The organism is Bacillus sp. DJP31 (genome assembly GCF_049310945.1).
In the GTDB taxonomy this organism is placed as follows: Bacteria; Bacillota; Bacilli; order Bacillales; family SA4; genus Bacillus_BS.
Genome location: NZ_JBMERO010000012.1, coordinates 1 through 23,752, shown reverse-complemented (window position 1 = coordinate 23,752; position 23,752 = coordinate 1). Strand labels below are relative to the sequence as shown.

At 38.2% G+C, this 23,752-nt stretch carries 23 protein-coding genes and 1 pseudogene; 16 read left to right on the top strand and 8 right to left on the bottom strand.

The features are described 5' to 3' along the window. Positions 1-33 precede the first annotated feature (33 nt). The 3 genes from ACOI1C_RS12490 to ACOI1C_RS12480 all read right to left on the bottom strand — a co-directional run bounded on the left by ACOI1C_RS12490 (position 34) and on the right by ACOI1C_RS12480 (position 1,401). Complete coding sequence (locus ACOI1C_RS12490) at positions 34-432, bottom strand: DUF350 domain-containing protein (protein ID WP_422510862.1); 399 nt, start codon at positions 430-432, stop codon at positions 34-36. A 32-nt stretch (positions 433-464) separates the two neighbouring features. After that, entirely contained in the window at positions 465-1,031 is a 567-nt protein-coding gene (locus ACOI1C_RS12485; RefSeq protein ID WP_422510861.1) for a hypothetical protein, read from the bottom strand. 70 nt (positions 1,032-1,101) lie between these two features. Further along, a complete protein-coding gene (locus tag ACOI1C_RS12480) occupies positions 1,102-1,401 on the bottom strand; it encodes a hypothetical protein (RefSeq protein WP_422510980.1) in 300 nt (99 codons plus the stop codon). Between the two features lie 761 nt (positions 1,402-2,162). On the opposite strand from ACOI1C_RS12480, the gene ACOI1C_RS12475 reads away from it, so the two are divergent. Beyond that, positions 2,163-2,978 carry a catalase gene (locus ACOI1C_RS12475; RefSeq protein ID WP_422510860.1) on the top strand — a complete coding sequence of 272 codons (816 nt, stop codon included), beginning with the start codon at positions 2,163-2,165 and terminating at the stop codon, positions 2,976-2,978. A 45-nt stretch (positions 2,979-3,023) separates the two neighbouring features. Here ACOI1C_RS12475 and ACOI1C_RS12470 read toward each other — a convergent pair whose 3' ends face one another. Further along, positions 3,024-3,554, bottom strand: a complete 531-nt coding sequence (locus ACOI1C_RS12470) for a YceI family protein (protein ID WP_422510859.1) — start codon at positions 3,552-3,554, stop codon at positions 3,024-3,026. 207 nt (positions 3,555-3,761) lie between these two features. On the opposite strand from ACOI1C_RS12470, the gene ACOI1C_RS12465 reads away from it, so the two are divergent. The 9 genes and pseudogenes from ACOI1C_RS12465 (at position 3,762) to ptsP (ending at position 13,884) form a co-directional block, all read left to right on the top strand. Beyond that, positions 3,762-4,040 (top strand): 3-isopropylmalate dehydratase, encoded by a 279-nt coding sequence (locus ACOI1C_RS12465; protein WP_422510858.1) that lies wholly within the window; start codon positions 3,762-3,764, stop codon positions 4,038-4,040. 273 nt (positions 4,041-4,313) lie between these two features. After that, entirely contained in the window at positions 4,314-6,620 is a 2,307-nt protein-coding gene (locus ACOI1C_RS12460) for a glycoside hydrolase family 3 C-terminal domain-containing protein (RefSeq protein WP_422510857.1), read from the top strand. A gap of 349 nt (positions 6,621-6,969) precedes the next feature. After that, on the top strand, positions 6,970-7,608 hold the full coding sequence (locus ACOI1C_RS12455; RefSeq protein WP_422510856.1) for a protein kinase family protein: 639 nt from the start codon (positions 6,970-6,972) through the stop codon (positions 7,606-7,608). Between the two features lie 108 nt (positions 7,609-7,716). Continuing rightward, on the top strand, positions 7,717-8,040 hold the full coding sequence (locus tag ACOI1C_RS12450; RefSeq protein WP_422510855.1) for a DUF2680 domain-containing protein: 324 nt from the start codon (positions 7,717-7,719) through the stop codon (positions 8,038-8,040). Positions 8,041-8,258: 218 nt separating this feature from the next. Then, positions 8,259-9,011, top strand: coding sequence for a DeoR/GlpR family DNA-binding transcription regulator (locus ACOI1C_RS12445; RefSeq protein ID WP_422510854.1), 753 nt, complete (start codon positions 8,259-8,261; stop codon positions 9,009-9,011). Further along, positions 9,008-9,919 carry a 1-phosphofructokinase gene (pfkB, locus tag ACOI1C_RS12440; protein ID WP_422510853.1) on the top strand — a complete coding sequence of 304 codons (912 nt, stop codon included), beginning with the start codon at positions 9,008-9,010 and terminating at the stop codon, positions 9,917-9,919. Before ACOI1C_RS12445 ends, pfkB begins: the two co-directional genes overlap by 4 nt. Positions 9,920-9,931: 12 nt before the next feature. Then, a pseudogene (locus tag ACOI1C_RS12435) lies at positions 9,932-11,799 on the top strand (PTS fructose transporter subunit IIABC). A gap of 93 nt (positions 11,800-11,892) precedes the next feature. Next, on the top strand, positions 11,893-12,159 hold the full coding sequence (locus tag ACOI1C_RS12430) for a phosphocarrier protein HPr (protein ID WP_422510852.1): 267 nt from the start codon (positions 11,893-11,895) through the stop codon (positions 12,157-12,159). Between the two features lie 3 nt (positions 12,160-12,162). After that, complete coding sequence (gene ptsP, locus ACOI1C_RS12425; RefSeq protein WP_422510851.1) at positions 12,163-13,884, top strand: phosphoenolpyruvate--protein phosphotransferase; 1,722 nt, start codon at positions 12,163-12,165, stop codon at positions 13,882-13,884. A 379-nt stretch (positions 13,885-14,263) separates the two neighbouring features. Here ptsP and ACOI1C_RS12420 read toward each other — a convergent pair whose 3' ends face one another. Together ACOI1C_RS12420 and ACOI1C_RS12415 are read right to left on the bottom strand one after the other, a co-directional pair. Then, positions 14,264-14,464, bottom strand: a complete 201-nt coding sequence (locus ACOI1C_RS12420; protein ID WP_422510850.1) for a TM2 domain-containing protein — start codon at positions 14,462-14,464, stop codon at positions 14,264-14,266. A gap of 158 nt (positions 14,465-14,622) precedes the next feature. After that, on the bottom strand, positions 14,623-15,609 hold the full coding sequence (locus tag ACOI1C_RS12415; RefSeq protein WP_422510849.1) for an ABC transporter substrate-binding protein: 987 nt from the start codon (positions 15,607-15,609) through the stop codon (positions 14,623-14,625). Positions 15,610-15,810: 201 nt separating this feature from the next. Here ACOI1C_RS12415 and ACOI1C_RS12410 point away from each other — a divergent pair, with 201 nt between their 5' ends. The 6 genes from ACOI1C_RS12410 (at position 15,811) to ACOI1C_RS12385 (ending at position 20,761) form a co-directional block, all read left to right on the top strand. Beyond that, positions 15,811-16,809 (top strand): FecCD family ABC transporter permease, encoded by a 999-nt coding sequence (locus ACOI1C_RS12410; protein WP_422510848.1) that lies wholly within the window; start codon positions 15,811-15,813, stop codon positions 16,807-16,809. Then, on the top strand, positions 16,809-17,864 hold the full coding sequence (locus ACOI1C_RS12405; RefSeq protein WP_422510847.1) for a FecCD family ABC transporter permease: 1,056 nt from the start codon (positions 16,809-16,811) through the stop codon (positions 17,862-17,864). The genes ACOI1C_RS12410 and ACOI1C_RS12405 overlap by 1 nt, the downstream gene beginning before the upstream one ends. Positions 17,865-17,904: 40 nt before the next feature. Next, complete coding sequence (locus ACOI1C_RS12400; RefSeq protein WP_422510846.1) at positions 17,905-18,741, top strand: ABC transporter ATP-binding protein; 837 nt, start codon at positions 17,905-17,907, stop codon at positions 18,739-18,741. Further along, positions 18,716-19,504, top strand: a complete 789-nt coding sequence (gene fhuF / locus ACOI1C_RS12395; protein WP_422510845.1) for a siderophore-iron reductase FhuF — start codon at positions 18,716-18,718, stop codon at positions 19,502-19,504. Before ACOI1C_RS12400 ends, fhuF begins: the two co-directional genes overlap by 26 nt. Beyond that, entirely contained in the window at positions 19,497-19,742 is a 246-nt protein-coding gene (locus tag ACOI1C_RS12390; RefSeq protein ID WP_422510844.1) for a YusU family protein, read from the top strand. The genes fhuF and ACOI1C_RS12390 overlap by 8 nt, the downstream gene beginning before the upstream one ends. 113 nt (positions 19,743-19,855) lie before the next feature. Beyond that, positions 19,856-20,761, top strand: coding sequence for a rhodanese-related sulfurtransferase (locus ACOI1C_RS12385; protein WP_422510843.1), 906 nt, complete (start codon positions 19,856-19,858; stop codon positions 20,759-20,761). 1,647 nt (positions 20,762-22,408) lie between these two features. On the opposite strand, the gene ACOI1C_RS12380 is transcribed toward ACOI1C_RS12385, so the two are convergent. Together ACOI1C_RS12380 and ACOI1C_RS12375 are read right to left on the bottom strand one after the other, a co-directional pair. Then, positions 22,409-23,035: a hypothetical protein gene (locus ACOI1C_RS12380; protein WP_422510842.1), complete on the bottom strand. Its 627-nt coding sequence runs from the start codon at positions 23,033-23,035 to the stop codon at positions 22,409-22,411. A gap of 280 nt (positions 23,036-23,315) precedes the next feature. Then, on the bottom strand, positions 23,316-23,752 hold a 437-nt coding region (locus ACOI1C_RS12375), incomplete at its 5' end, for a transposase (RefSeq protein WP_422510841.1).

The window sequence follows — 23,752 nt, the reverse complement described above, 5'->3', positions numbered from 1 at the left end:
TGATGTCACCAAAGCTTGCTGATAGGCGTTCTATTAATAAGTCAAGCAAGAGGCGATAATCCAACCAACAGATAGAGATAACAAAAGCAATAGAATTCCGACTGCTTTGTTGTCTTTTTCGATGGCTTCTGAAATACTAAAACGGATCGTTATGAGTTCTGATAAGTAGAAAAAGAGAAGCTGAGCCAACATTCCAATGAAGCCCCAAATAACCATATCAAGCAATGATACTGAATTTGTAATGGCAGAACCTAGCACTAGAGCAACTCCTAAAAGCTTACCTCCAAATGATAGGGCAGCAGCTTGATTCCCTTTTCCAATTAACTCAAATTCTTTATGACGTGTAGCGAGCATAATGACAAGCATCGCAATGACAAAGACACCAAACGCAGATAAAGCATAAATTGAAAAATTCCCCAAAAGATCTAACATAGGTATGAGTTCCTCCATTCTAATTTAAAAAATTACCCACCAAAAGTGCTTGTTCCACTTCCAAATCCACTACTCGTGCTACTATCACTTTCATAATCAGAACTACTGGAAACGGTAGATTGACTGTTGCTACTAGTGGAGCTGGAATTCGTACTCTTTGAAGTTCCGCCATTGTTAGTAGTGGTATTTTTATTTGTTATCGTCCCGGTGTTGTTAGAAGTGGAATTCTTATTTGTAGCTGTTCCACTGTTACTAGTAGTACCACTTTTGCTCCCACTAGTGGTGCCGATGCTTGGTGAGCTTTTCTTGTTATAAAAAATATCACTTCGATCACGGTGATACGTTCCTTTATGAAAATAATACCCGTAGTAGTCGGAATCCGAATCCTCACACTCATAAATTCCAGAAACATCATATTCCCACTCATTGCAGTATGGATCATCAGGACCAGTTGTTGAACTATTTGTTGATTCTGTCGAAGTCCCACTGTTATTCCCCGTGCTACTGCTTATTGGTACTGCATTCGTAGAACAACCGGTCATTCCGGATAATAAGGCTACAGCCGATATACTAGCCATCATTTTCTTCGTTTTTCTCAAAGCACATTTCCCCCTTTAGAGACCTTAAGCCTGGTTGATGAATTCAACCGTAGGAAGGCAGTTCCTGACTCTATCCCCCATAAGAGCTCTGCCCGCTTCCAAACCCTTTGCCACCTTGGAAACTTGAACTACTCTTATAATTTTTGTAAGAAGAGCTACCAAGCAACGCTGATTTACTTCGATAATACGATCCCCCATAAAAATAGTGGCCATAATAACCTGAGGAGGTGTCCTCACATTCATACACACCGTCGTCATCATCCCATTCCCACTCATTACAATCTGGGTCATTCGGTTGTTCAGGGATATCAGCTCCCTGGCATCCAACTAAACTACCTGCAACAACAGCAGCGGTAATTCCACCTAACATTCTCTTTGTTTTACTTTCCACGTTCATCCTCCTTCGCCAATACATTAACTACTACGATTGCTAAGTACTTTAGTTTCATTTTTGCTCGATAGAAAGAAATGTTTAAGAACGATCTCCTGAACAGCTTAGAAAAAATGGGAAAAAGGGGATATTCATTATATACAAAATGTACCATACATTTTGTGCAATGAACATGTGAAATTAGAGTAGATGAGGAAGATTATTTTTAGTTTAGTAAGACAATAAAGTGCTGGCATTTAGTAAATGCCAGCACTTTTGACCAATACATTAATGTGAATCCTATTGAATAAGCAATGTGTTTCTAAAGTTTTATTTTAAGTAGGATGGAAATTAATCCTTCGTGTAATTCAAATCCCCAGTTACCCCGAATGCATCCTTGACTTTACCAAATCTTGCACCCAAAAATGTATCCTGAAGCTCCATGTAAAACTCTAGTGCTTCTCTAGCATTTCCACTGAACGAAAGATAAGGGGTTGATTGGTGTTACATCATCATTGCTCCAATTTTTTTTATCATGCATGGCCAAGAAGGCTGGAAGATCCTTCAACATTCTTACATTAATTCCATTATAAAATAACCACTTTTCAAATAAAAGAACAAATGTTTGCTCTAATATAAGGTTCTGAAAAAGGAGTTCATACAAAAAGTAATCCAAAAACAAAGTATCTTCGTTTGCTTTATAGAGAGAGTATAAAGTAGGTAGCATCAAAAGCCATTACTCGAAAAAGGAGTAGGTATGCATGAAAATTTTATTTATTGGGGATCCAATAGAGGCTGAAGTCTTGGATAAATGTAAATGGATATCTGTATTAGTAGTCTTTGAATCTATTAATGATATTAACTATTTAGAACATATAGCTATCGATATCGTACTCATTTATAGTGACGGGTCGGACACCTTGGCCCTGGAGTTGATTTCTAGACTGAAAAGTTCAGAAAAAAACCAAGATTTATTACTGAAGGTTGGGAAGATGACGTTAAACCGAAATCCAGAAAACTTCTTTGCAGAGGTAGAGCAATCGGCCTTCTCACCAGGTGTGTTCGTTCCAGGAATCGAGGCATCAGAGGATAAATTGCTGCAAGGACGATTGTTTTCGTATCCAGACACGCAAAGGCATCGCTTAGGATCAAATTACTTACAAATTCCAGTAAACTGTCCATATGCTACTGTTTTAAATAATCAGCGGGATGGGTTTATGCAAACAAAGCAACAGGCCTCATCTGTCAATTATGAACCGAATCGATTTGCACATGAACCAAAAGAATCGACTCATTCTAGCCATCAAGAAAGTGAAGTAGCACTTAGCGGAAATACGGTCCGAAGAGGCTATGAAAAAACAAATGATTTTAAACAAGCAGGGGAGCTATACCGACGATTTTCGAAAGAGGAGCAAGAAAATTTAATCAAAAATCTAGCAACTGATTTACAAAATGTCAATGACCACACTAAGTTATTGGCAATCTGTAATTTCATCCGTGCGGACATGGAATACGGTATAAGACTTGCAGAAGCTCTTAATATTGATTTATCAAGTTTCCTCAACCAAACTAAATAAAAAAATGCCCTGTAGCTGAATCTCAACTACAGGGGGGATTTTCTATTAAGCTTTAGCCGCTTCAATTTGAATGGAAACTTTGATTTGGTCGCCGATTAATACGCCACCTGTTTCTAATGCTGCATTGTATGTTAAACCGTAGTCACTACGGTTGATCTTACCTTCTGCGCTAAATCCAACTTTTTCGTTACCCCATGGATCTTTTCCTTGACCTTCAAACGTTACTTTAAATGTTTCAGGACGAGTTACACCATGTAATGATAGATTACCAGTAACATTGTATTCATTTTCGTCTGATACTTCGATTGATGTTGAATGGAATGTCATGTTTGGGTTGTTTTCTACATCAAAGAAGTCTGCAGCACGTAAATGATTGTCACGGTCAGCATTTCGTGTATCAATGCTCGCAATGTCTATATTAAAATTGATGCTTGCTGTTGTTAAATCTTCTGGATTTGCTTCAATTTCTGCACTAAAGTTGTGGAATGTTCCTTTAACAGATGCAATCATCATATGTCTTACTGAAAAATCAACGCTACTGTGTGATACGTCTACTGCCCATTTTGATAAAGTCATTTTAAAATCCCCCGTTAAAATAGTTTTAGTTAGTATATCTCAAGTTAAAGATATATGAATATGAGATAATTATATGTTACCCAAATCAAAACGTCAACTTAAAAGTTTTGTAGATGGATTCCTTTTAGGTTATATTCATAAACAGATAAATTAGAATGCTTTTTTAGTGTTCCTATCTAAATAATGTAAATTCAATGGAGGAAGGTAATGAATGTACTGTTTTCCCAACCCTATTTAAGAATCGAACGAAAAATACAGGCTTGTCAGCAATTGCACATTGAGAATATTGAATACATCAACCTTTATGCTGATCGGATTATTACACCCTCACATACATTCCAATTAAATGACGTTCACGATGTTTCGTATAAACCCTTCTCAACAGAAAATGGGTTGTTATATCTTCATACGAATCAGGGAGTGTTTACCTATTATATTGAAATGACTCCCTCACTTTTTATTGATTTATATCAGTCATTAAAATAGAAATAATTCAAAAATTCAATCCCGGTTTGTGATTCAATTTGTTTTTCACATTTTTTCCTTGAAATAAAAATATGTATAAGGAAGACGAGACAACTAAAAAAGCCCGCTTTTTAAAAAGTATGTGTTAAATATACCTGTCGATTTCCTCTCCAGGATGCTCGCACCTTCCGTTCCAATCAACATATACTCTAAACTAGCTCGATTTTTTAGAATGGCTCCTTTTTTAGCTGTCTCAGTATTACAAGCATGTTTTTTACATAGGGAGGTTAAAATTTGAATAGAGACATAAAAGCACTGATCTCACAAATGACACTAGAAGAGAAGTCTAGCCTTTGTTCTGGATTGGACTTTTGGCATACAAAGGAAATTGGACGATTAGGTATTCCTTCCATTATGGTAGCTGATGGCCCACACGGTTTACGAAAGCAACGCGATCGTACAGGGAATACAGGAATGTTTGACAGTATACCTGCAACTTGTTTTCCATCTGCTGTTGGCTTGGCAAGCACTTGGAACCGGAAATTAATTGAAAGAGTGGGGAGTGCCTTAGGGGAAGAATGTCAGGCAGAGGACGTATCTATTCTTTTAGGACCAGGGGCAAATATTAAAAGGTCACCACTTTGCGGACGTAATTTTGAATACTTTTCAGAGGATCCTTATCTTTCATCCGAAATGGCAGCAAATCATATATCGGGAGTACAAAGTCAGGGAGTAGGCACATCTCTTAAACATTTTGCCGTTAATAATCAGGAGCACCGAAGAATGTCTATCGATGCCATCGTGGATGAACGGACGCTTCGAGAAATTTATCTGGCTAGCTTTGAAGAAGCGATTAAGAAAGCCAAGCCATGGACCGTGATGTGTTCCTACAATAAAGTAAATGGTGACTATGCTTCAGAACACGACTACTTATTATCACACATTTTGAGGAATGAATGGGGTTTTGATGGGTTTGTCGTATCTGATTGGGGTGCGGTCAACGAGCGGGTGAAGGGTCTGAGTGCTGGATTAGAGCTTGAAATGCCGTCTAGTAGTGGAGAACGAGACCAAATGATTAAAGAAGCTGTTTTGGATGGGACTCTTCTAGTAGAAACCTTGGATAGGGCAGTTGAGAGATTGTTACGCGTGATTTTTAAAGCAGTTGATCATAAAAAAGAGAATGCTAGCTATTTAATAGCAGAGCACCATCAGCTTGCTAGAGAGGCTGCAAGAGAAAGCATGGTGCTTTTAAAGAATGAGGATGATGTTCTTCCATTGAAAAAAGAAGGTACACTTACAATCATTGGAGGATTTGTTGAAAATCCGAGGTACCAAGGTGGTGGAAGCTCTCATATCATTCCAACATTAATAGATAGTACTTTTGAAGAGATCAAGAAGATGGCTGGAAGGAATACCAACGTTTTATATGCAAAAGGGTATCAGCTTGAAAAAAATGATATAAATGAACAACTAGTACTTGAAGCCATAGAGGTAGCGGGCAGGTCCGACGTTACGGTTCTATTTGTTGGTCTTCCTGACAGGTATGAGTCAGAAGGTTATGACCGAGAACATATGAGAATACCTGAAAATCAGTTCGAGTTAATTGAGAAAGTTGCAGATGTGCAAAAAAATCTCGTTGTTGTCTTAAGCAACGGTGCACCCATTGAGATGCCTTGGATCAACAAAGTGAAAGGGCTACTTGAAGGCTATCTAGGTGGTCAGGCAACTGGAGGAGCAATTGCTGACTTATTGTTTGGTGAAACGAATCCAAGTGGAAAACTAGCCGAAACATTCCCAAAGGCGCTACAAGATAATCCCTCCTATTTATTTTTCCCTGGAGAAGAAGATCGAGTCGAATACAGAGAAGGAATTTTCGTTGGATATCGCTATTATGACACGAAAAACGTAGAGCCCTTATTTCCATTTGGCTTTGGACTTAGCTATACAAACTTCGAGTATGAGAATCTATGGATCAATCGAAAAGATATATTTGATGATGAAACAGTGAATGTAACTGTCGATGTCATAAATACGGGTAGCTTAGTAGGAAAAGAGATTGTCCAGCTATATGTTAGAGATGTAAGTAGCAGTGTCATTCGACCTAACAAAGAATTAAAAGGCTTTGAAAAATTGGAGCTGCAGCCAGGGGAGAAAAAGACAGTTACATTTACATTAGATAAGCGGGCATTTGCCTACTATAATGTGCAGATAAAGGATTGGCACGTTGAAACGGGCGATTTTGAAATACTAGTTGCAAAGTCTTCGAGAGAGATCGTGTTGAAGGAAACCTTACGAGTAAACTCAACTGTACCGATAAGAAAGCCCATTCATCGAAACACAACAGTAGGGGACTTACTTATAGATCCTATTCTTGGATCCGTTGCTCAAGAGATTCTGGCTAGAGTGAACGAGAATAATCCTTTAGCAAGGGCAGCCCTAGAAGATAATGATGGTTCAGATATGATGGGAGCTATGATGAAATATATGCCGCTGCGCGGACTCGTCAGCTTTAGTCAAGGAACGTTCACCGAAGAATTTTTGGATGATGTCATCCAACTGTTAAATGGTGAAGTAGAAAAGAAGCACAAACCTAAGTCTTAATTCATTGAACCGGTGGAAAGAATAATAGAATCGACCCACCAAGAAAATACTTTTGGTGGCTTTTTTGGATTGGGTAAACGAACAGAAAAATAGGTTTGTATATATTCTGTAAGTAAGCACATTCATTATTGTCGAAATAAAGGAAATCACAGATACACTTACATCTCTTGCTGAGGACTTAAATCTTCTTGTTGGAAGTACGATTTCAATGAACATACGTCAAACAGACACCTTATAACTCCTCTTTTTCTTTTGGTACTTTGCCCTTTAAACGGTACAAGTGCCTTTTTTGGTGGTATCATCATATATATATATATATTATAATCTCTGAACGCTTGGAGGGGAGCAAATGAAATCATATGCTGAACTTGCTGCTAGCGTAATCATTTCGCAAAAGGGTAATGATACTGTGTTACTTCATCAAGATTCTTCATTAAGCTTGGTTGGAACAGGAAGAAGTGCATTTGTATTCCGTATCCAATCAACAAATTATGCACTAAAAGTTTTCTTTCCTTCATTTAAACATATTGCCCTAGAAGAGGCGGAGATTTATAGAGGATTAAAGGGGATATCCTATTTTCCTGAATTATATGGTGTAGGTGAAAATTTTATTGTGATTGATTTTATCCAGGGAGATACCTTGTTCGAGTGTTTACGTAAGGGGATTCGGGTATCAAAGCATCATATTGAGGAAATTGATCTCGCCTTACAATTAGCTAGAGAAAGAGGCTTCAACCCCTCGGATATACATTTGAGAAATCTACTTGTGACCACACAAAATGAAATCATGATCATAGATGTAGCCAGGTTCAGGCAAACAAAGAACTGTCAGCAGTGGTCAGATATTAAAACGGTCTATCATAAATTCTATCTCTCACCATTTTTTCCGAAAAAGATTCCTTCGTTTATTCTAAATAAAATGGCAAGCTTATATAAAAAGCATTTACTCCAAAGATGGTTTAATCAGGTCAATTTAGCAGGAAAATGAGGGTAGCTTAACCTCATTTTTTATTTTGGATTCATTTACCAGTTTGTTTTTTCCTTTTTATACAAAAAATGAAAGTGTTAGAGAACACGTAAGGAGGAAGAAAAGTAAATGAAAAAGCTAGTTTCTTCTATTATACTAATATTTCTATCACTAGGATTCCTACTCTCGCCCGTCCAAGCCGAACCAACACCCGAGCAGAATGTCCTAAAGGTCGAATTAACAGAGAAGCAAAAGAAGGAAATTAAAAAGCTTCATAAAGAAATGTTTGAAACCAAAAAGGAGCTTATTGAGAAGTACATAGAGTATGGTGTTCTCTCTAAAGAAAAGGGCGAAATGATCCTCAAGAAAATGGAGGATCATTTCAAAGAGATGGAGAAAAACGGCTATATCCCAAATTGGGAAGGGCATCACCGTCACCATCATCGAGAATAACTAGTAAGCTGCCGATCATAAATCGGGAGCTTTTTTTGTTTAGATTCCACATTATATAAGTGAATGAATTTGGTTGATAATGAAGAAAAACTTGGTTATTTATGATTGTTTTTGATTTAAAATGATTGAAAAATGTAAGGGCTTACGTTATGATACTACTAGTTAGAAACCATATATAAAAGAATCATAAGACGATTCTAATATAGGAGGTGGCCTGAGTGCTGACACCTGAAAGACATCGAATTATCGTTGAGTTAGTCGAAACAAGAAAAATAGTCAAAATCCAAGAACTAGTTGATGCAACTGACTCTTCTGAATCCACCATACGCCGAGATTTAAGTCAGCTTGAACATAAAAACAAATTAAAAAGAGTACATGGAGGTGCTTCACTTTTACGCCAAAAAAGTGAAGAACTAAGTATTACTGTAAAGGCAACGAAGTATCTTGAGGAAAAAAAGACCATTGCCAAATATGCAGCAAGCCTTATTCGAAATGGTGACTGTATTTTTTTAGATGCTGGAACTACCGTTTTTCAAATGATTCAGTTCATTGAGGCAAAAGAAATAAAAGTTGTAACAAATGGGTTAACTCATTTAGATTCCTTACTACAACAAAACATTGATACGTACCTGATCGGTGGATATATTAAACAGAAAACAAAAGCCCTAATAGGTCCAGGGGCTGTGGAAGGAATGTCTCAATATCGCTTTGATAAGAGCTTTATCGGAGTGAATGGAATTCACCTTCAGCATGGATTCACAACACCTGATCACGAGGAAGCCAAAATTAAGAGTCTAGCTATACATTTAGCACAAGAAACATTCGTACTTGCCGATGATTCAAAGTTTCACGAGGTCACTTTTGCAAATGTTGCAAGCTTAGATCAAGCTTTGATCATTACAAATGGAATAGATCATGAGATTATCGCAGAATTTAAAGAAAAAACAACAATAGAGGTTGTGACAACATGATATACACATGTACATTAAACCCTTCAATTGACTACCTTGTTGAACTTGAAAATTTGGAAATCGGTACTCTAAACCGTGCAAAGCACACTTCTTTCTACCCGGGTGGAAAAGGAATTAATGTATCGAGAGTCTTAAAAAGACTAGGTATACGAAATAAAGCATTTGGGTTCGTTGGGGGATTTACAGGAGAATTTATTAAAGAGTACCTAACAAAGGAAGGCATTTCCCATGAATTCATTGAACATGATGGACCTACCAGAATTAACGTCAAGGTTAGCGCTGACCGAGAAACCGAAATTAACGGTAATGGGGCAATCATTATCGATCAAATGCAACAAGCGTTATCTGACTTAATTGGAACGTTAAGCAAAGAAGATCTGTTTGTACTCGCTGGAAGCTATCCAACCTCTATATCTCTTGATTACTATGAATCCTTGGCCGAACTTTGCTCCAAAAAAGAAATTCCTTTTGTTATTGATGTTTCAGGTCCTTCCTTGAAAGATGTTTTAAAGTATAAGCCTTTTTTAATTAAGCCCAATCAGCATGAATTAGCTGAACTTGTAGGAGTAGATATTTCATCCAAAGAAGAGGCCATTTTTCATGCGAAAAAGATAGTTGAAAATGGCCCTGTGAATGTAATCGTTTCCATGGGAGGGGACGGAGCAGTCTTGGTTAATAAAAATCTAACAGCAGTTGCGACGGTCCCAAAAGGACAAGTGAAAAACTCAGTTGGTGCAGGGGATTCTACTGTAGCGGGATTTTTAGCATCCTATGTCTTGCATAAGGACCTACTTCAAGCCTTTCAATACGGAGTAGCGGCTGGAACGGCAACGGCCTTTTCAATAGATCTTTGTCAGCAGACGGATGTAGATAGAATATATCCACAGATCAAAGTGGTTCAACAATAAGGGGGAAAGAAAATGAAGATTACAGAGTTATTAAAAGCGGATACGATTATCCTAGATTTAAAATCTCAAACAAAGAACGATGTTATTCATGAACTAGCTGAGAAGCTAAGCTCATCTGGTAGACTTCAGGACAAGGGGAAATTCATAGAAGCTATCCTAACAAGAGAGGCACAAAGTACAACCGGAATTGGAGAAGGAATTGCCATTCCTCACGCGAAGATAAAAGCCGTTAAAGTTCCTGCTATAGCTTTTGGTCGTTCTAAGGAAGGAATTGACTATGACGCACTAGATGGTCAGCCAAGTCACTTGTTTTTCATGATTGCAGCAAGTGAAGGCACCAATAACGAGCATTTAGAGACGTTGTCTAGACTATCATCCTACTTAATGGATTCGAAATTTAGATTGAAAATTGAATCAGCTTTTTCAGTAGATGATGTGTTACGTGCAATCGATGAATAGGAATTATCAGAAGTAGGAGACGAAGATCCTATATCTCAAGGTGCAAAGTTAATCTTGGCTGTAACAGCTTGCCCAACAGGAATTGCGCATACGTATATCGCTGCAGATTCTTTAAAGGCAAAAGCAAAGGAATTAGGGATAAACATAAAGGTTCAAACAAACGGTTCAAGTGGAATAAAGAACAAATTGCAGCTTCTGAGATTGAAGAAGCGAGCGCTATTATTATTGCGGCAGATACTCACGTTGATTTAACACCTTTCCATGGAAAACCGGTTATACAAGTACCAGTTGCCCAAGCCATTAGAAAGCCAAAGGAATTAATTGATCAAGCACTTAGTGGGGATGCACCAATTTATCAAGGCTCAGGCTCTGGGAATAAAGACGAGACAATTGAGAGATCAGGTAAATCAGGATTTTATAAACACTTAATGAATGGTGTTTCAAACATGCTGCCTTTTGTTGTTGGTGGAGGAATTCTAATTGCTCTCTCCTTCTTGTTCGGAATTAATGCATCTGACCCAAATGATCCATCCTATAGCCCAATCGCTGGAGCATTGATGACAATCGGTGGAGGAAATGCCTTTGGACTCATGATTCCAGTTCTAGCAGGATTCATTGCGATGAGTATAGCAGACCGACCAGGTTTTGCACCGGGGATGATTGGAGGTTTCATGGCATCAACTGGTGAAGCAGGCTTCCTTGGAGGTCTAATTGCAGGATTCCTAGCAGGTTATTTAGTTCTTCTTTTAAAGAAAGCTTTTGCAGGATTGCCACATTCACTAGAAGGTATTAAGCCAGTTCTGCTATATCCAGTTTTCGGTATATTGTTAACGGGCTTACTTATGATGTTCGTCATTATTAAACCTGTTAGTGCACTAAATGATGCGTTGACACTCTGGCTTGCAGGGTTTGGAACGGGCAATCTGGTTCTACTTGGTCTCCTATTAGGTGGGATGATGGCAGTAGATATGGGAGGTCCCATTAATAAAGCAGCTTTTACGTTTGGAATTGCCATGATTGATGCTGGTAACTTTGCACCACATGCTGCGATTATGGCAGGAGGAATGGTTCCTCCATTAGGCTTAGCCCTGGCAACGACACTATTTAAAAAGAAATTCACCCCATCAGAACGAGATGCGGGTAAGACGAACTATATTATGGGAGCGTCCTTTATTACAGAAGGAGCCATTCCTTTTGCAGCTGCTGATCCGGGTCGTGTGATTCCTTCTATTATTGTAGGTTCTGCTGTAGCAGGCGCATTAACGATGATGTTTGGTATTGGTTTACCGGCACCTCATGGAGGGTTATTCGTAATTCCGATTGTTAACGGAAACCCACTTTTATACGTATTAGCAATTGCTATTGGCGCAGTTATTACAGCTTTAATGGTTGGATTTTGGAAGAAAGAAGTGAAAAGATAGCTTTCATAGGTGCAAAATGCATAGCATTTGTACCTTTGCGTTAAACTTTGCATATACTCGTCATCATCTTTAATAAAAGGAGAATGTGGAATTATGGCTGAAAAAATATTTACAATTACTAGCGAATCAGGGCTTCATGCAAGACCTGCAACTGTACTGGTGCAAACAGTAAGTAAATTTGATAGTGAGATTACTTTAGAATATAACGGACGATCTGTTAATTTGAAATCCATTATGGGTGTGATGTCCTTAGGAGTGCCAAGTGGTTCACAAATTAAAGTCACAGCAACCGGTTCGGATGAAGAGGCTTCTATTAAAGCAGTAACAGAAGCATTGAATAAGGAAGGTTTAGGAGAATAGAGAATGACTCAACTTTTAAAAGGAATTGCTGCATCTGACGGGATTGCCATAGCAAAAGCATATAAACTTGTTTATCCGGATCTAACCGTAGTAAAGACAGAGATTGCCGACAGCAAGATTGAGATCACCAGATTTGTTGCAGCACTTCAAGAAGCAGCTAAAGAACTTGAAAAAATTAAAGAACAAGCAAATACAGAATTAGGCGAGGATAAGGCAGCCATTTTTTCTGCCCACTTATTAGTTTTAAGTGACCCAGAACTACTCAATCCCGTAAAAGATAAAATCACTAATGAACAGGTAAATGCAGAGTTTGCTCTTAACGAATCGGCAAATCTTTTTATTCAAATGTTTGAGCAAATGGATAATGAATATATGAGAGAGCGTGCTGCTGACATTCGGGATGTAACCAAAAGAATACTTTCCCACCTTTTGGGAGTCCGTATACCAAACCCGAGTCTTCTATCTGATGAAGTGATCATTGTTACAGAAGATTTAACACCATCAGACACAGCTCAGTTAAACCGAAAGTTTGTTTTAGGCTTTACAACGGATGTTGGAGGAAGAACCTCTCACTCTGCTATTATGGCACGTTCAATGGAAATCCCTGCTGTTGTAGGAACAAAAGTAGTAACAAGTGAAGTTCAAAATGGGGATATCATTATTATTGATGGATTAAGTGGACAGGTACTTATTAACCCATCAGCTGAGCTTGTTGAAGAATATAAGCAGAAGTTAAAAAACTATCAACAGCAAAAGGTAGAGTGGGCTAAACTTAAAAATGAGCCGACCCTTACTTTAGATGGGCATCATGTAGAGCTAGCAGCTAATATCGGTACACCTGAGGATGTTCAAGGAGTACTTGATAATGGCGGTGAAGGGATTGGCCTTTATCGGACAGAGTTCTTATATATGGGGCGAGACAATCTACCGTCAGAAGATGAACAATACGATGCGTATAAAAAAGTGTTGCAACGAATGGAAGGCAAGCCAGTGGTCGTTCGAACACTTGATATTGGTGGAGATAAAGAGCTACCTTACTTGGATTTGCCCAAAGAAATGAATCCTTTTTTAGGCTATCGTGCTATTCGTTTATGCTTGGATGAACAAACAATCTTTAGAACCCAGTTGAGAGCTTTACTTAGAGCCAGTCAATTTGGGGATTTAAAAATTATGTTTCCGATGATTGCGACTCTAGAGGAATTCAGACAGGCAAAACAAATGCTACTAGAAGAAAAAGAGAAGCTAGTACAAGAAAAAATTCTTGTATCAGATAAAATTGAGATTGGTATTATGGTTGAGATTCCTTCAACCGCCATTATTGCGGATCAATTTGCAAGTGAAGTCGATTTCTTTAGTATTGGAACGAATGATTTAATTCAGTACACATTGGCAGCAGATCGGATGAATGAGAGGGTTTCTTACCTTTATCAGCCTTTTCACCCGGCTATTTTACGTCTGATTAATATGGTTGTTGAAGCAGCACATAAAGAAGGTAAATGGGTAGGTATGTGTGGTGAGATGGCTGGTGAGAAGATGGCTACGCCGGTATTATTAGCTTTAGGTTTAGATGAGCTTTCAATGAGTGCATCCTCCATCTTACCGATTCGTTCCATCATAAACCGAGAATCTAAGAGTAGATTGAATTCTTTAAAGGAAAGAATACTATCTATGTCATCAGCAGAAGAGGTTATTGAGTTAGTAAAAAAAGAATATAGTTTCAATTAAATACCAATGATTTAAAACGCATTCCAAAGAAGGGATGCGTTTTTTTTTGAAAGATAAAAAGTATCATTTTTTTTACTCAGGGTATTGGTCTAGCTCCAGGCCCAGACCCTAGAGGTCAAATAACCCTAAAAGAGGATGTTCAAAAAGTCCGGCAAAAACAGCTTCGAATTTCTTCGTCAGCTCGTCTTTCCGCTCCTCACGTATACAAAACATACGCTCCGGTGCTCAAGACTTCGCTTCCTTGAACTTCTTTGCTCTTTTTGTCCTCCTTTTTGAACAGGCTCTAAAAGAATAAAAGAGAAGACCACCCTTTTTTTCTTTTAGGAACATTTGCTATGCCTGGTCTAAACGGTGCGCTTTCGCTTTTCTTAGAGAAATGTCAACCATATTTGGCATGAAACTCTTCGTCAGATTTTACTAAATAAAGAATTCCTTCAATTAAACCAATGATCCCAGGAATTCCGGTCCAAGAGAAAATTAAATATAGTAGTCCCATGCCAATTTTTCCAAGATAAAATTTGTGAGCTCCCAAGCTTCCTAACAAAATACCAAGTATCCCTGCTACAATTTTGCTTTTCACTAAAATCCCCCTTAGACCTTCGTTGTCTTTATTCTGTTCAAATTTTCTAGTAGTTATTTATTTCTCAAGTTATTGAACACCATTACTTAATGGAGGAAATGGAAGGTAAAAAAATAAGAAGCCAGAGGATAACCCCTAGCTTCTTAGGTTTAAAACAGTTACTCAAAGAAATACTTCTCTAAATCATCAACCAGTAGTTCGGCTGCAATAGCTCCACCAGCTGTATTCCAAATCGTGTCGTCCACCTTGAATACTTTTTCTGCCTTAGAAACTTCTAGGTTTTTGAATAAAGGATCGTTTATCCAGGATTCTTCATTCGTAGAAGCCGCACCGTCACCTGTTTCATAGGTGAAGTAGAAGAGTATATCCCCTTCCATAGCAGGAATACGTTCCTTTGTTGCTTTTTCCATAAAGTCATCTACATTTTGAGACTCAGGACGCTTGAAGCCAATTTGCTCCAAAATCACACCAGAGAATGAATCTTTGTGGTAGATACGTGCATGATCAGCCATGAAACGAACAATGGATACTTCCTTGTTTAGTTGATCTCCAGCTTTATTGGCAAACTCAGCTAATCGTGCATCATAATCTGAAAGAATTTTTTTACCTTCTTCTTCCTTATTTAAAGCTTTAGCATATAGCTCAAAGTTTGATTTCCAATTTCCACGTAAGTCTTCAGCGAAGACGGTTGGAGCAAAGGATGATAGCTGTTCATAGACAGCTTCTTGACGCATTTTGTTACCAATAATTAAATCGGGCTCTAGTGCTAAAATAGCTTCTACATTTACTTCGCTTTCTGTTCCAACTGGCTCTACACCTTCCATTTGGTCAGTTATATGTGGGTACCAAGGGTCACCAGTCCAAGAATTCACTGCACCGACTGGAGTTACTCCCATAGTCAGTAAAGCTTCAGTTCCTTCGTTTGTTAAAATGACAACACGCAATGGATTTGCAGGAACCTCTGTCGTTCCCATCGCATGCTCAACTGTAATGGTTTCATTTACCTTTTCAGCCGTATCACTATCCGTCTGTGTTTCTTCTTTAGCCGTTTCTTTCTCCGTTCCACAACCAGCCAAAAGTAGTGTAAAGCTTAAGAGTAAACTGAATAGAATCGTTATGGTTTTCTTGTTAAAAGTAGAATTCATCTTGTAGTCCCCCAATATGTAGTTTGTTGATAATGATTTTCATTTACAAGTACGATCATAAAACGTTTTGTAAAACATGTCAACCAGTAAGTGAAAATGATTTTCATCATCATTGACAGCATGTCGAAACTAAAATAGACTATAAAATAAAGAGAGGATAACAATCATTCTCATTAAAGCTACTATGGGGAGTTCTTTGAAATGTTGTTAAAATCAAATTCGGCAAGAACAATAGGTTTAGTTATCGGAATCCTTTTATTTTTACTTTCAATGTGTGCCAGTATTCTTCTCGGCTATACAGATACAACGTGGAAGATGGCCATTGATTCATATATGAACTTTGATGGAAGTAATGAACATATTATTATCCAAACTGTGAGAGTACCTAGGGCTTTGATAGCCGCAGCAGTTGGAGCTAGTTTGGCCATTGCAGGTGCGATTATGCAAGCATTAACTAAAAATCCGCTTGCGTCTCCAGGGATCTTTGGTGTCAATGCTGGAGCAAGTTTTTTTGTTGTATTATCGATAACTTTTTTCTCGGCAGCTTCACTTAGCCAGTTAACATGGAGTGCCTTTTTGGGTGCGGCCGTTGCAGCCGTGACAGTGTATTTTCTAGGTTCATTAGGAAAAGAAGGCTTATCACCGATGAAGTTAACGCTAGCTGGTGCAGCCATGGCAGCCTTTTTTTCCTCCTTTACCCAAGGCTTACTTGTTGTAAATGAGAAGGCCTTAGAGGAAGTTCTGTTTTGGTTAGCAGGCTCAGTGCAAGGTAGAAGCTTGGATGTTTTATTCTCTGTACTTCCTTACTTAGCCATTGCATGGATTGGTTCTTTTCTGATCGCCAATCAAATTAATGTTTTATCAATGGGGGAAGATGTAGCCAAAGGGCTAGGTCAAAAAACCATATTAATAAAAGCAGTATCAGGTTTAGTCATTGTTTTATTAGCAGGTGGAGCTGTAGCTATTGCTGGTCCAATTGGTTTTATTGGGGTTGTCGTGCCTCACTTAGCACGCTCTATTGTAGGAATCGACCACCGGTGGATTATCCCTTTTTGCGGACTATTAGGTGGAATTCTATTAATGGTGGCAGATGTTGGCGCAAGGTATGTCATTATGCCAGAGGAAGTTCCTGTTGGCGTAATGACAGCTGTGATTGGAACTCCATTTTTCATTTATATCGCCCGCAGGAGGATGACATAATGAAAAAGTATCGCACCATACGCCTCCCTAAAGGAACTATTTCACTTTTACTAGACAGAAAAGCATCAACCATAATAGGACTTTTATTTATAGGACTCCTTTTAGTCATGACCATCAGTACGGGTATGGGAGAAATGAAGCTTTCGCCCCTTCAAGTAATTAACGCCTTATTTGGCAATGGAACAAAGATTGAAACATTAGTCGTTACGTCTTTTCGCCTACCGCGTATCTTAATCGCCTTATTCGTCGGGGTTTCCTTGGCGGTAGCAGGAGCTATTCTTCAAGGGTTAATTCGGAATCCGTTAGCATCCCCTGATATTATCGGGTTAACAGGAGGGGCATCTGTAGCAGTCGTGGCCTTTTTAGCGATTTACTCAGACAAAAGCAATTCCTTAACCATAAGCATTCAATGGCTTCCTGTTGGTGCCTTTGTTGGAGCAACGGTTGTGGCCTTACTAGTCTATTTACTCTCATGGAAAAATGGCGTGTCACCGATGCGTCTTGTCCTTGTAGGTATCGGGATATCCGCATTAGCACAAGCCATAACGACCTTATTTATGATAATGGGGCCGATTTATCAAGCAAGTCAGGCTAACATTTGGCTAACAGGCTCGGTTTATGGATCGACTTGGGAAAATGTAAGAATTTTAGCTCCGTGGACATTTTTATTACTCATCATAACCTTCGTCCTGTCAAGGATATTAAACATACAAGAGCTTGGAGAGGAGCTAGCTACGAGCGTTGGAAGTAGAGTTCAACGAGAGCGTCTTTTTTTACTACTAGTTGCAACCGGTTTAACAGGTGGTGCAGTTGCGTTTGGTGGGGCGATTGGATTTGTCGGATTAATGGCACCACATATTGCGCGTAAGTTGGTCGGATCAGCCTTTGGAGCATTATTACCTGTTTCTGCTCTCATTGGTGGAATGCTAGTCGTTGTAGCAGATTTGATTGGACGTATAATTTTTGCGCCGATTGAAGTACCAGCAGGCGTATTCACTGCGGCAATTGGAGCCCCGTATTTTGTTTACCTTCTATATAAGAGCAGAAATTCTTAGTGATGTATTTTTTAAAAGAGCAAAAAAGGAGTGGGAAAGTATGAGTGCAATTCGGACTGAAAGCTTAACCCTATCATATGGTGATAACATCATTATAAATGAACTAGATTTACAGATCCCAAAGGGTGAAATTACTGTATTTATTGGGGGAAACGGTTGCGGTAAATCAACGCTTCTTCGTTCGTTAGCACGCCTACTAAAACCACAGAAAGGATCTATTCTTTTAGAAGGAAATTCGATTGCAAAGCTGCCAACAAAAGAAGTAGCCAAGCAGCTTGCCATACTTCCCCAGGGGCCCGTTGCTCCAGAGGGGTTAACGGTGTTACAGCTAGTGAAGCAAGGGCGGTATCCTTACCAAAATTGGTTAAAGCAATGGTCCGAGGAAGATGAAAAAGCAGTAAGAACAGCTCTAGAATCAACGAGGATGACTGAACTAGCTGAGAGACCAGTCGATTCATTATCGGGTGGGCAGCGTCAGCGGGCTTGGATCGCAATGACCTTAGCACAAGATACTGATATCATATTATTAGATGAACCAACGACCTACTTAGATATGACTCACCAGATTGAAATTTTAGATTTATTATTTGAATTGAACGAGAAGGGAAAACGCACAGTTGTCATGGTTCTTCATGATTTAAATTTAGCTTGCCGGTATGCCCATCATATTGTGGCTATTAAGAATCAAACGATCTATGCTCAAGGCAAACCAGAGGATGTTATTAGCTGTGAGTTAGTAAGAGATGTTTTTGATGTGATATGTGAAGTCACTCAAGATCCGCTCTTTGGAACACCATTGTGTATTCCCCATGGAAAAGGTAGATGTATTCTACCAAGGTTAGGTGAGTCTCTTGACAAAACAAACATTACAAACTGATGAACTAGAGTTTCTTGTTCAACATTATCGTTTATCTGTAGAAAATGTTGAAGATCCTCTTTCTTTTCCATGCAAGAACCTCAGAAATGCGGACTTCGTGGATGACTTACTGGTACGCTTAAATCAAATTTACAAGATTTCGGAGCCGTACGTTATTGCTTCACAGTTTATGAAACGGTATAGCTATATGTTAACAGTCCCATATCTGTATGCTATGAGTGTCTGGGATAAACAAATAGACTTTGCACCAGATAAAGTTTCTTTTCAATCCTTTGAACAAGATGGTGTTTGGCTTCCTAAATTACACTTGTCTTCGATTGAGGTTACTACACCTTATGGAGGTAGTCGCACGGAATGGAGAGAATGTTCATTAAAGAAGTTATTTAAAGAGCATTTAAGCCCGATTATCGAAATTCTAGCCAGGCAAGGTAGGGTTTCACGTCAAATCTTATGGGAAAATACAGCAACATATATTTTTTGGATCTATGAGAGTATGGTAGTAAAGTATCCGAATAATCGTGTCATTCTGGATGATTTCAATGCTATTTTGAACGCAGATGGAGTTCTTTTCGGAAACTATTCGTTCAACCCGATTAGGAAGTTTTATACAGAAAAAAGAGTTGTACCGGTAATGGACACAGAGCTGAGAGTGCGAAAAACCTGCTGTTTCTATAACCGACTCCCAGGAGTTCAAGTTTCTTGCACAACCTGCCCTAAAACATGTACTATTGGACAAAAAAGGGGAGAAGTAGTCAATGGATGAAAAGCTAGCCTCTCAATTTGATGGTTTGTTAGAAAAATATACAGAATTACTCTTAGGTGAAAAAAGTGATGAGTTAAAACAAAAGGTTCAAGTTTGGGCCCTGTATACACATATTGCAAAATCAATGCCACCTTTAGCTAAGCATTGGAATGAAACCTATCCAGATGCTAAAGTTGGCATGAAGCAACTGATTGGAGAAATCAAAGAGTTGAACGAAGAACACCGTGCAAAAAAATAAGAAATGTATGAGAAGTGTATGAAAGCTGATACACTTTTTTTTGTTTAATGGATTACAAAGTACCATGCATTTTTGTTAAGATAGAAAAAAATACAAATTAAGGTGATGTAAAAATGAGCTATCAAGTGGTACTTTATTATAAATATGGACAAATAGATGATCCCGAAGTATTTGTACAGGAGCACCGTGCCCTTTGCGAAGAGATTGGAGTAAAAGGAAGAATACATGTTGCGCATGAGGGTGTAAACGGAACAGTATCTGGAACAACCGAACAGACTTCGCAATATATGATGGCAATGCGACAGGACCCAAGGTTTGTAGATGTTGTGTTTAAAATTGAAGAGTCCGATAATCATGCTTTCAAGAAGCTAAAGGTTAAGGTGAAGCCTGAAATTGTTCATCTTAGTCTAGAAGATGATGTTGATCCGAACGCTCTAACAGGGAAGCATCTATCTCCTAAGGAATTTTTTGAAGCCATGCAGGATGATGATGTGATTATTCTGGATGCAAGAAACACGTACGAGTATGATTTAGGTCATTTTAAAAAGGCAATTCGACCTGATATTGAAACGTTTCGAGAGCTTCCAAAGTGGGTACGGGAAAATTTGAGTGAACATAAGGACAAGAAGATTCTTACCTACTGTACAGGTGGAATACGTTGTGAAAAATTCTCTGGGTTCTTAGTCAAAGAGGGTTTTCAGGATGTTTCCCAGCTTGAAGGTGGTATTATCTCTTATGGATATGATCAGGAAGTACAAGGCAAGCTTTGGGACGGGAAATGCTATGTGTTTGATGAGAGAATTTCTGTGCCTGTAAATCGAACAGAGGAAGCAACAGTTGTTGGGAAGTGCTATTACTGCGAGCAACCAGAAGAACGATATGTGAAATGTGGAAATCCAGATTGTAACAAGCACTTGTTATTGTGTGAGGAATGCGAGCACGAGCATATACGTTCATGTACTACAGAATGTAAGGAACACCCTGCGAATCGGTATGTGAAGGAACATTCGGTGGGATAGAGTGGGTTTTAGATAAGTACCTATTTTTCGCATTGTAAGTTACAAAAAGGCTTGAGTAGATTCTAACCAAATAACTCACAAAGAAGTAGTCCAATTCTCATATGAATTTGGACTACTTCTTTTTATTTATATGAAAGGGATCTTGGACACAAGATGGAGGTGATATAGTATTAAATTAGCACATTAGATCGCAGAGTGATAGAAGATATAGTCACCCTGCGATATCAAATTTCAAAACGAACGCCAAGTTATATTTATTAAATAGGATTATTGGATATTTATGTTAAAGTTAAGAAAACTATATTACAACTAACGAAGCAGGATAATGCAATGAGGAATTTGTGAAATTGGATAATAAAGTGGTTTTCTCCTTTACAAAGTGAGAATATACATTATTCAAAGTTAAGGGGGTTAACATGAAGAAACCAATTCTAATTTTTATTTGGATATCTACATTCAGTCTTATATTGACAGGTTGTAATTTTAAAGTAAATAAATGTACTGAAAGAACAGAATTATAAATTAACAGACTTTGAAATTCTAGGTATTGAGTATGAAGACGAGCACTCATTTTGGCACCTTATCAAACTTGAAGTAGAACATTATGGACAGAAATTTGAATGGAATGAAGTTGCAGATATCTATGAAGGGAAAATGTTAAATGAAAAAGTTGACCCGTATGCGAAGTATAAGGGACGGGAAGATGAACTTTGAAATTAAAAATTGAAGAAAAAAATAATGAGTATTTCGGAGACTGCTGAAAAAGTCCTTTTTAAAAAAAATGTGCTAAAATACCTGTTGATTGTAACGAGAGGATGCACCATTCCGCGGGGTGGGCGGTGAGCCTCCTCGGCGTAAACGCCATGCGTGAGTCTCACCTGTCCCACGCATCCCAGCAGGTGCCCTAGCACATCCGTTCCAATCAACATATACTCCCTAAAATAGCTCGTTTTTCGATAGTAACTACTTTTTCAGTGGCCTCGTATTTCAAAGGGATTTTTGCAGAGGTAGGGAAAAAAATTGCAAGGATGATTACTTTTGGGATCATAGCGTTTATATTTACTTTTGCAACTATTCTTATAATGTAAAGAAAAACAGCCTTTTGCCTATATTTCGTCCAAAATGACATTTGACAAATTGAATTAGATTCGTTCCAAGCAGTAACTGAGGGAACACATTTTTAATAAATATTAAATAAGGTTAATGGTACCAAGGGCTAGGGATTTTTGTCCGTTAGCTCTAATAATAAAAAATATCAGATTAATACTGGTGTTCATATAGAGGTGCTAAAAATAGAGAAATAGTTTATGAGCAAGCAAAACAGAAGCCTCCAGAACGATGGTCACGAGGAACCAGAAATTGGAGCGCAAACAAAATCGGTGATACTTAATCCAATGAAAGATAACCTGTGCAAATAGAATGGAGTACACTCTGTTCTATTTGCACAGGCAACCAAGCGAAGCGCGGTAGCTGATACAAAAAAAATAATCGTTAGATGCGACAAATATCTTAACAAACACCGAGAATCATAGCTCCTAAATCAATTCATCAATAATTATAACTTGGGCTATGCTTGTATCATTTAAAAAAGGAGGGGTAGCCTCTGCTCCCTCTCCTCTTTACGAAACTATTATTCTATTTATCAAATCAGCTAACTGAACCAACTGTATTACAATAAAATTCTACAGGAATGTTGTGAGAAGATGTAAGACTATTGATTGTATACTTTCCACCAACCGTAATCGCATATGTACGGCCACCGTCAATTAATCTAGGAGTATATCCTGTTTGAGTCCAACTTCCACCTGATGTTGTCTTAGACGTTAAAGAGTTAATTGAAGAAGAAAACAACTGTCTATTACTAGCAGAATTATAATAGGTGTTAAAAGAATCTGTAATACTAATAGAGGCATCTGCTCCATTAGAATTAATCGTTTTGGTCTTCGTGGCTGAAACAGCAAAAGTACCAAATTCATTGTCTACTACTTCATTAAACATTAGTTTAGCTCTTGCTACAGCTAATTGTCTAAATGCTTCAGGCTCAATCCAATCTTCATCAGCGAATTTTTTAAAAGGCACAACTTCCATTTCCGTACCCTCATGCTCTGCAACGACCTCTTTAACAATTTCAACATACTGCTGGTGTAATGCCTCTTTTTCTTTTTTTGATAATTCTTTTGGTGAAGCTGATGCCAATCCAGTACCTATCGCAAATACGATGGCTAAAGTGAATAGTACTGTTAAGAATTTCGACATTGAACCAACCAGTTTCATAGTATCACTCCTATTTATTTACCAACAACTAAATAATAGTATAGTTCAAATAGAATAACAACTAAAATGTGGTAAACATTCTTTAAAATGGAATAATTAAGAGGATATACCCAATTGTTCGATTTATATTTCTAGATTATTGTCTAATAATGTTGGTGAATGGGATTAATTCACAATAAGTACTTAAGTTTCGCACCCCTAAAAATACAGTTTACAAGCTACACATTCCATCGATATCCTTTGCTACGATAAGGTTCTTACATCATTCCATTTTGGCCAATTAAGCCGCTTTATCGTCCTCAAATAATTGATTCTCCAAAAAGGAGCTCTCGAATAGCTCCTTTATATGTACATATTCAGGTGATGTCTTAAAGGCTTGAATGTCAACTGCTCCCGATTCTGTAATCGCGGCAATGACAACATCCAAAAGCTCCTCAAACAGGTTCCATAGTCGTTCAGCTATATTCTTTTCCACCATCTGATCCTTGATGACCTCAAACAACCCGCCCAATGTTTCATAGTCGTTCATCCTGCGATAATAGGCTAAAAAGGAATACAATATATACGTTGTTGTTACATGGGCAATTTGGGCATCAAAGTTCTGAGACTGGCATTTACCTAATCGAAGAAGTTGTTTGGTCTCTTTGAAAAAAACCTCAATCGTCCAGCGCACTGAATAGACTTCCAACATTTCGAGGAAGGTCAAAGATTCGTCTT

Bases quoted from the DNA above. Each gene is read 5' to 3' on its own strand.
- ACOI1C_RS12490 (WP_422510862.1), bottom strand. From the start codon at position 432: ATGTTAGATCTTTTGGGGAATTTTTCAATTTATGCTTTATCTGCGTTT.
- ACOI1C_RS12480 (WP_422510980.1), bottom strand. From the start codon at position 1,401: ATGTTAGGTGGAATTACCGCTGCTGTTGTTGCAGGTAGTTTAGTTGGA.
- ACOI1C_RS12475 (WP_422510860.1), top strand. From the start codon at position 2,163: ATGAAAATTTTATTTATTGGGGATCCAATAGAGGCTGAAGTCTTGGAT.
- ACOI1C_RS12470 (WP_422510859.1), bottom strand. From the start codon at position 3,554: ATGACTTTATCAAAATGGGCAGTAGACGTATCACACAGTAGCGTTGAT.
- ACOI1C_RS12465 (WP_422510858.1), top strand. From the start codon at position 3,762: ATGAATGTACTGTTTTCCCAACCCTATTTAAGAATCGAACGAAAAATA.
- ACOI1C_RS12455 (WP_422510856.1), top strand. From the start codon at position 6,970: ATGAAATCATATGCTGAACTTGCTGCTAGCGTAATCATTTCGCAAAAG.
- ACOI1C_RS12450 (WP_422510855.1), top strand. From the start codon at position 7,717: ATGAAAAAGCTAGTTTCTTCTATTATACTAATATTTCTATCACTAGGA.
- pfkB (WP_422510853.1), top strand. From the start codon at position 9,008: ATGATATACACATGTACATTAAACCCTTCAATTGACTACCTTGTTGAA.
- ACOI1C_RS12430 (WP_422510852.1), top strand. From the start codon at position 11,893: ATGGCTGAAAAAATATTTACAATTACTAGCGAATCAGGGCTTCATGCA.
- ptsP (WP_422510851.1), top strand. From the start codon at position 12,163: ATGACTCAACTTTTAAAAGGAATTGCTGCATCTGACGGGATTGCCATA.
- ACOI1C_RS12415 (WP_422510849.1), bottom strand. From the start codon at position 15,609: ATGAATTCTACTTTTAACAAGAAAACCATAACGATTCTATTCAGTTTA.
- ACOI1C_RS12410 (WP_422510848.1), top strand. From the start codon at position 15,811: ATGTTGTTAAAATCAAATTCGGCAAGAACAATAGGTTTAGTTATCGGA.
- ACOI1C_RS12405 (WP_422510847.1), top strand. From the start codon at position 16,809: ATGAAAAAGTATCGCACCATACGCCTCCCTAAAGGAACTATTTCACTT.
- ACOI1C_RS12400 (WP_422510846.1), top strand. From the start codon at position 17,905: ATGAGTGCAATTCGGACTGAAAGCTTAACCCTATCATATGGTGATAAC.
- ACOI1C_RS12390 (WP_422510844.1), top strand. From the start codon at position 19,497: ATGGATGAAAAGCTAGCCTCTCAATTTGATGGTTTGTTAGAAAAATAT.
- ACOI1C_RS12385 (WP_422510843.1), top strand. From the start codon at position 19,856: ATGAGCTATCAAGTGGTACTTTATTATAAATATGGACAAATAGATGAT.
- ACOI1C_RS12380 (WP_422510842.1), bottom strand. From the start codon at position 23,035: ATGAAACTGGTTGGTTCAATGTCGAAATTCTTAACAGTACTATTCACT.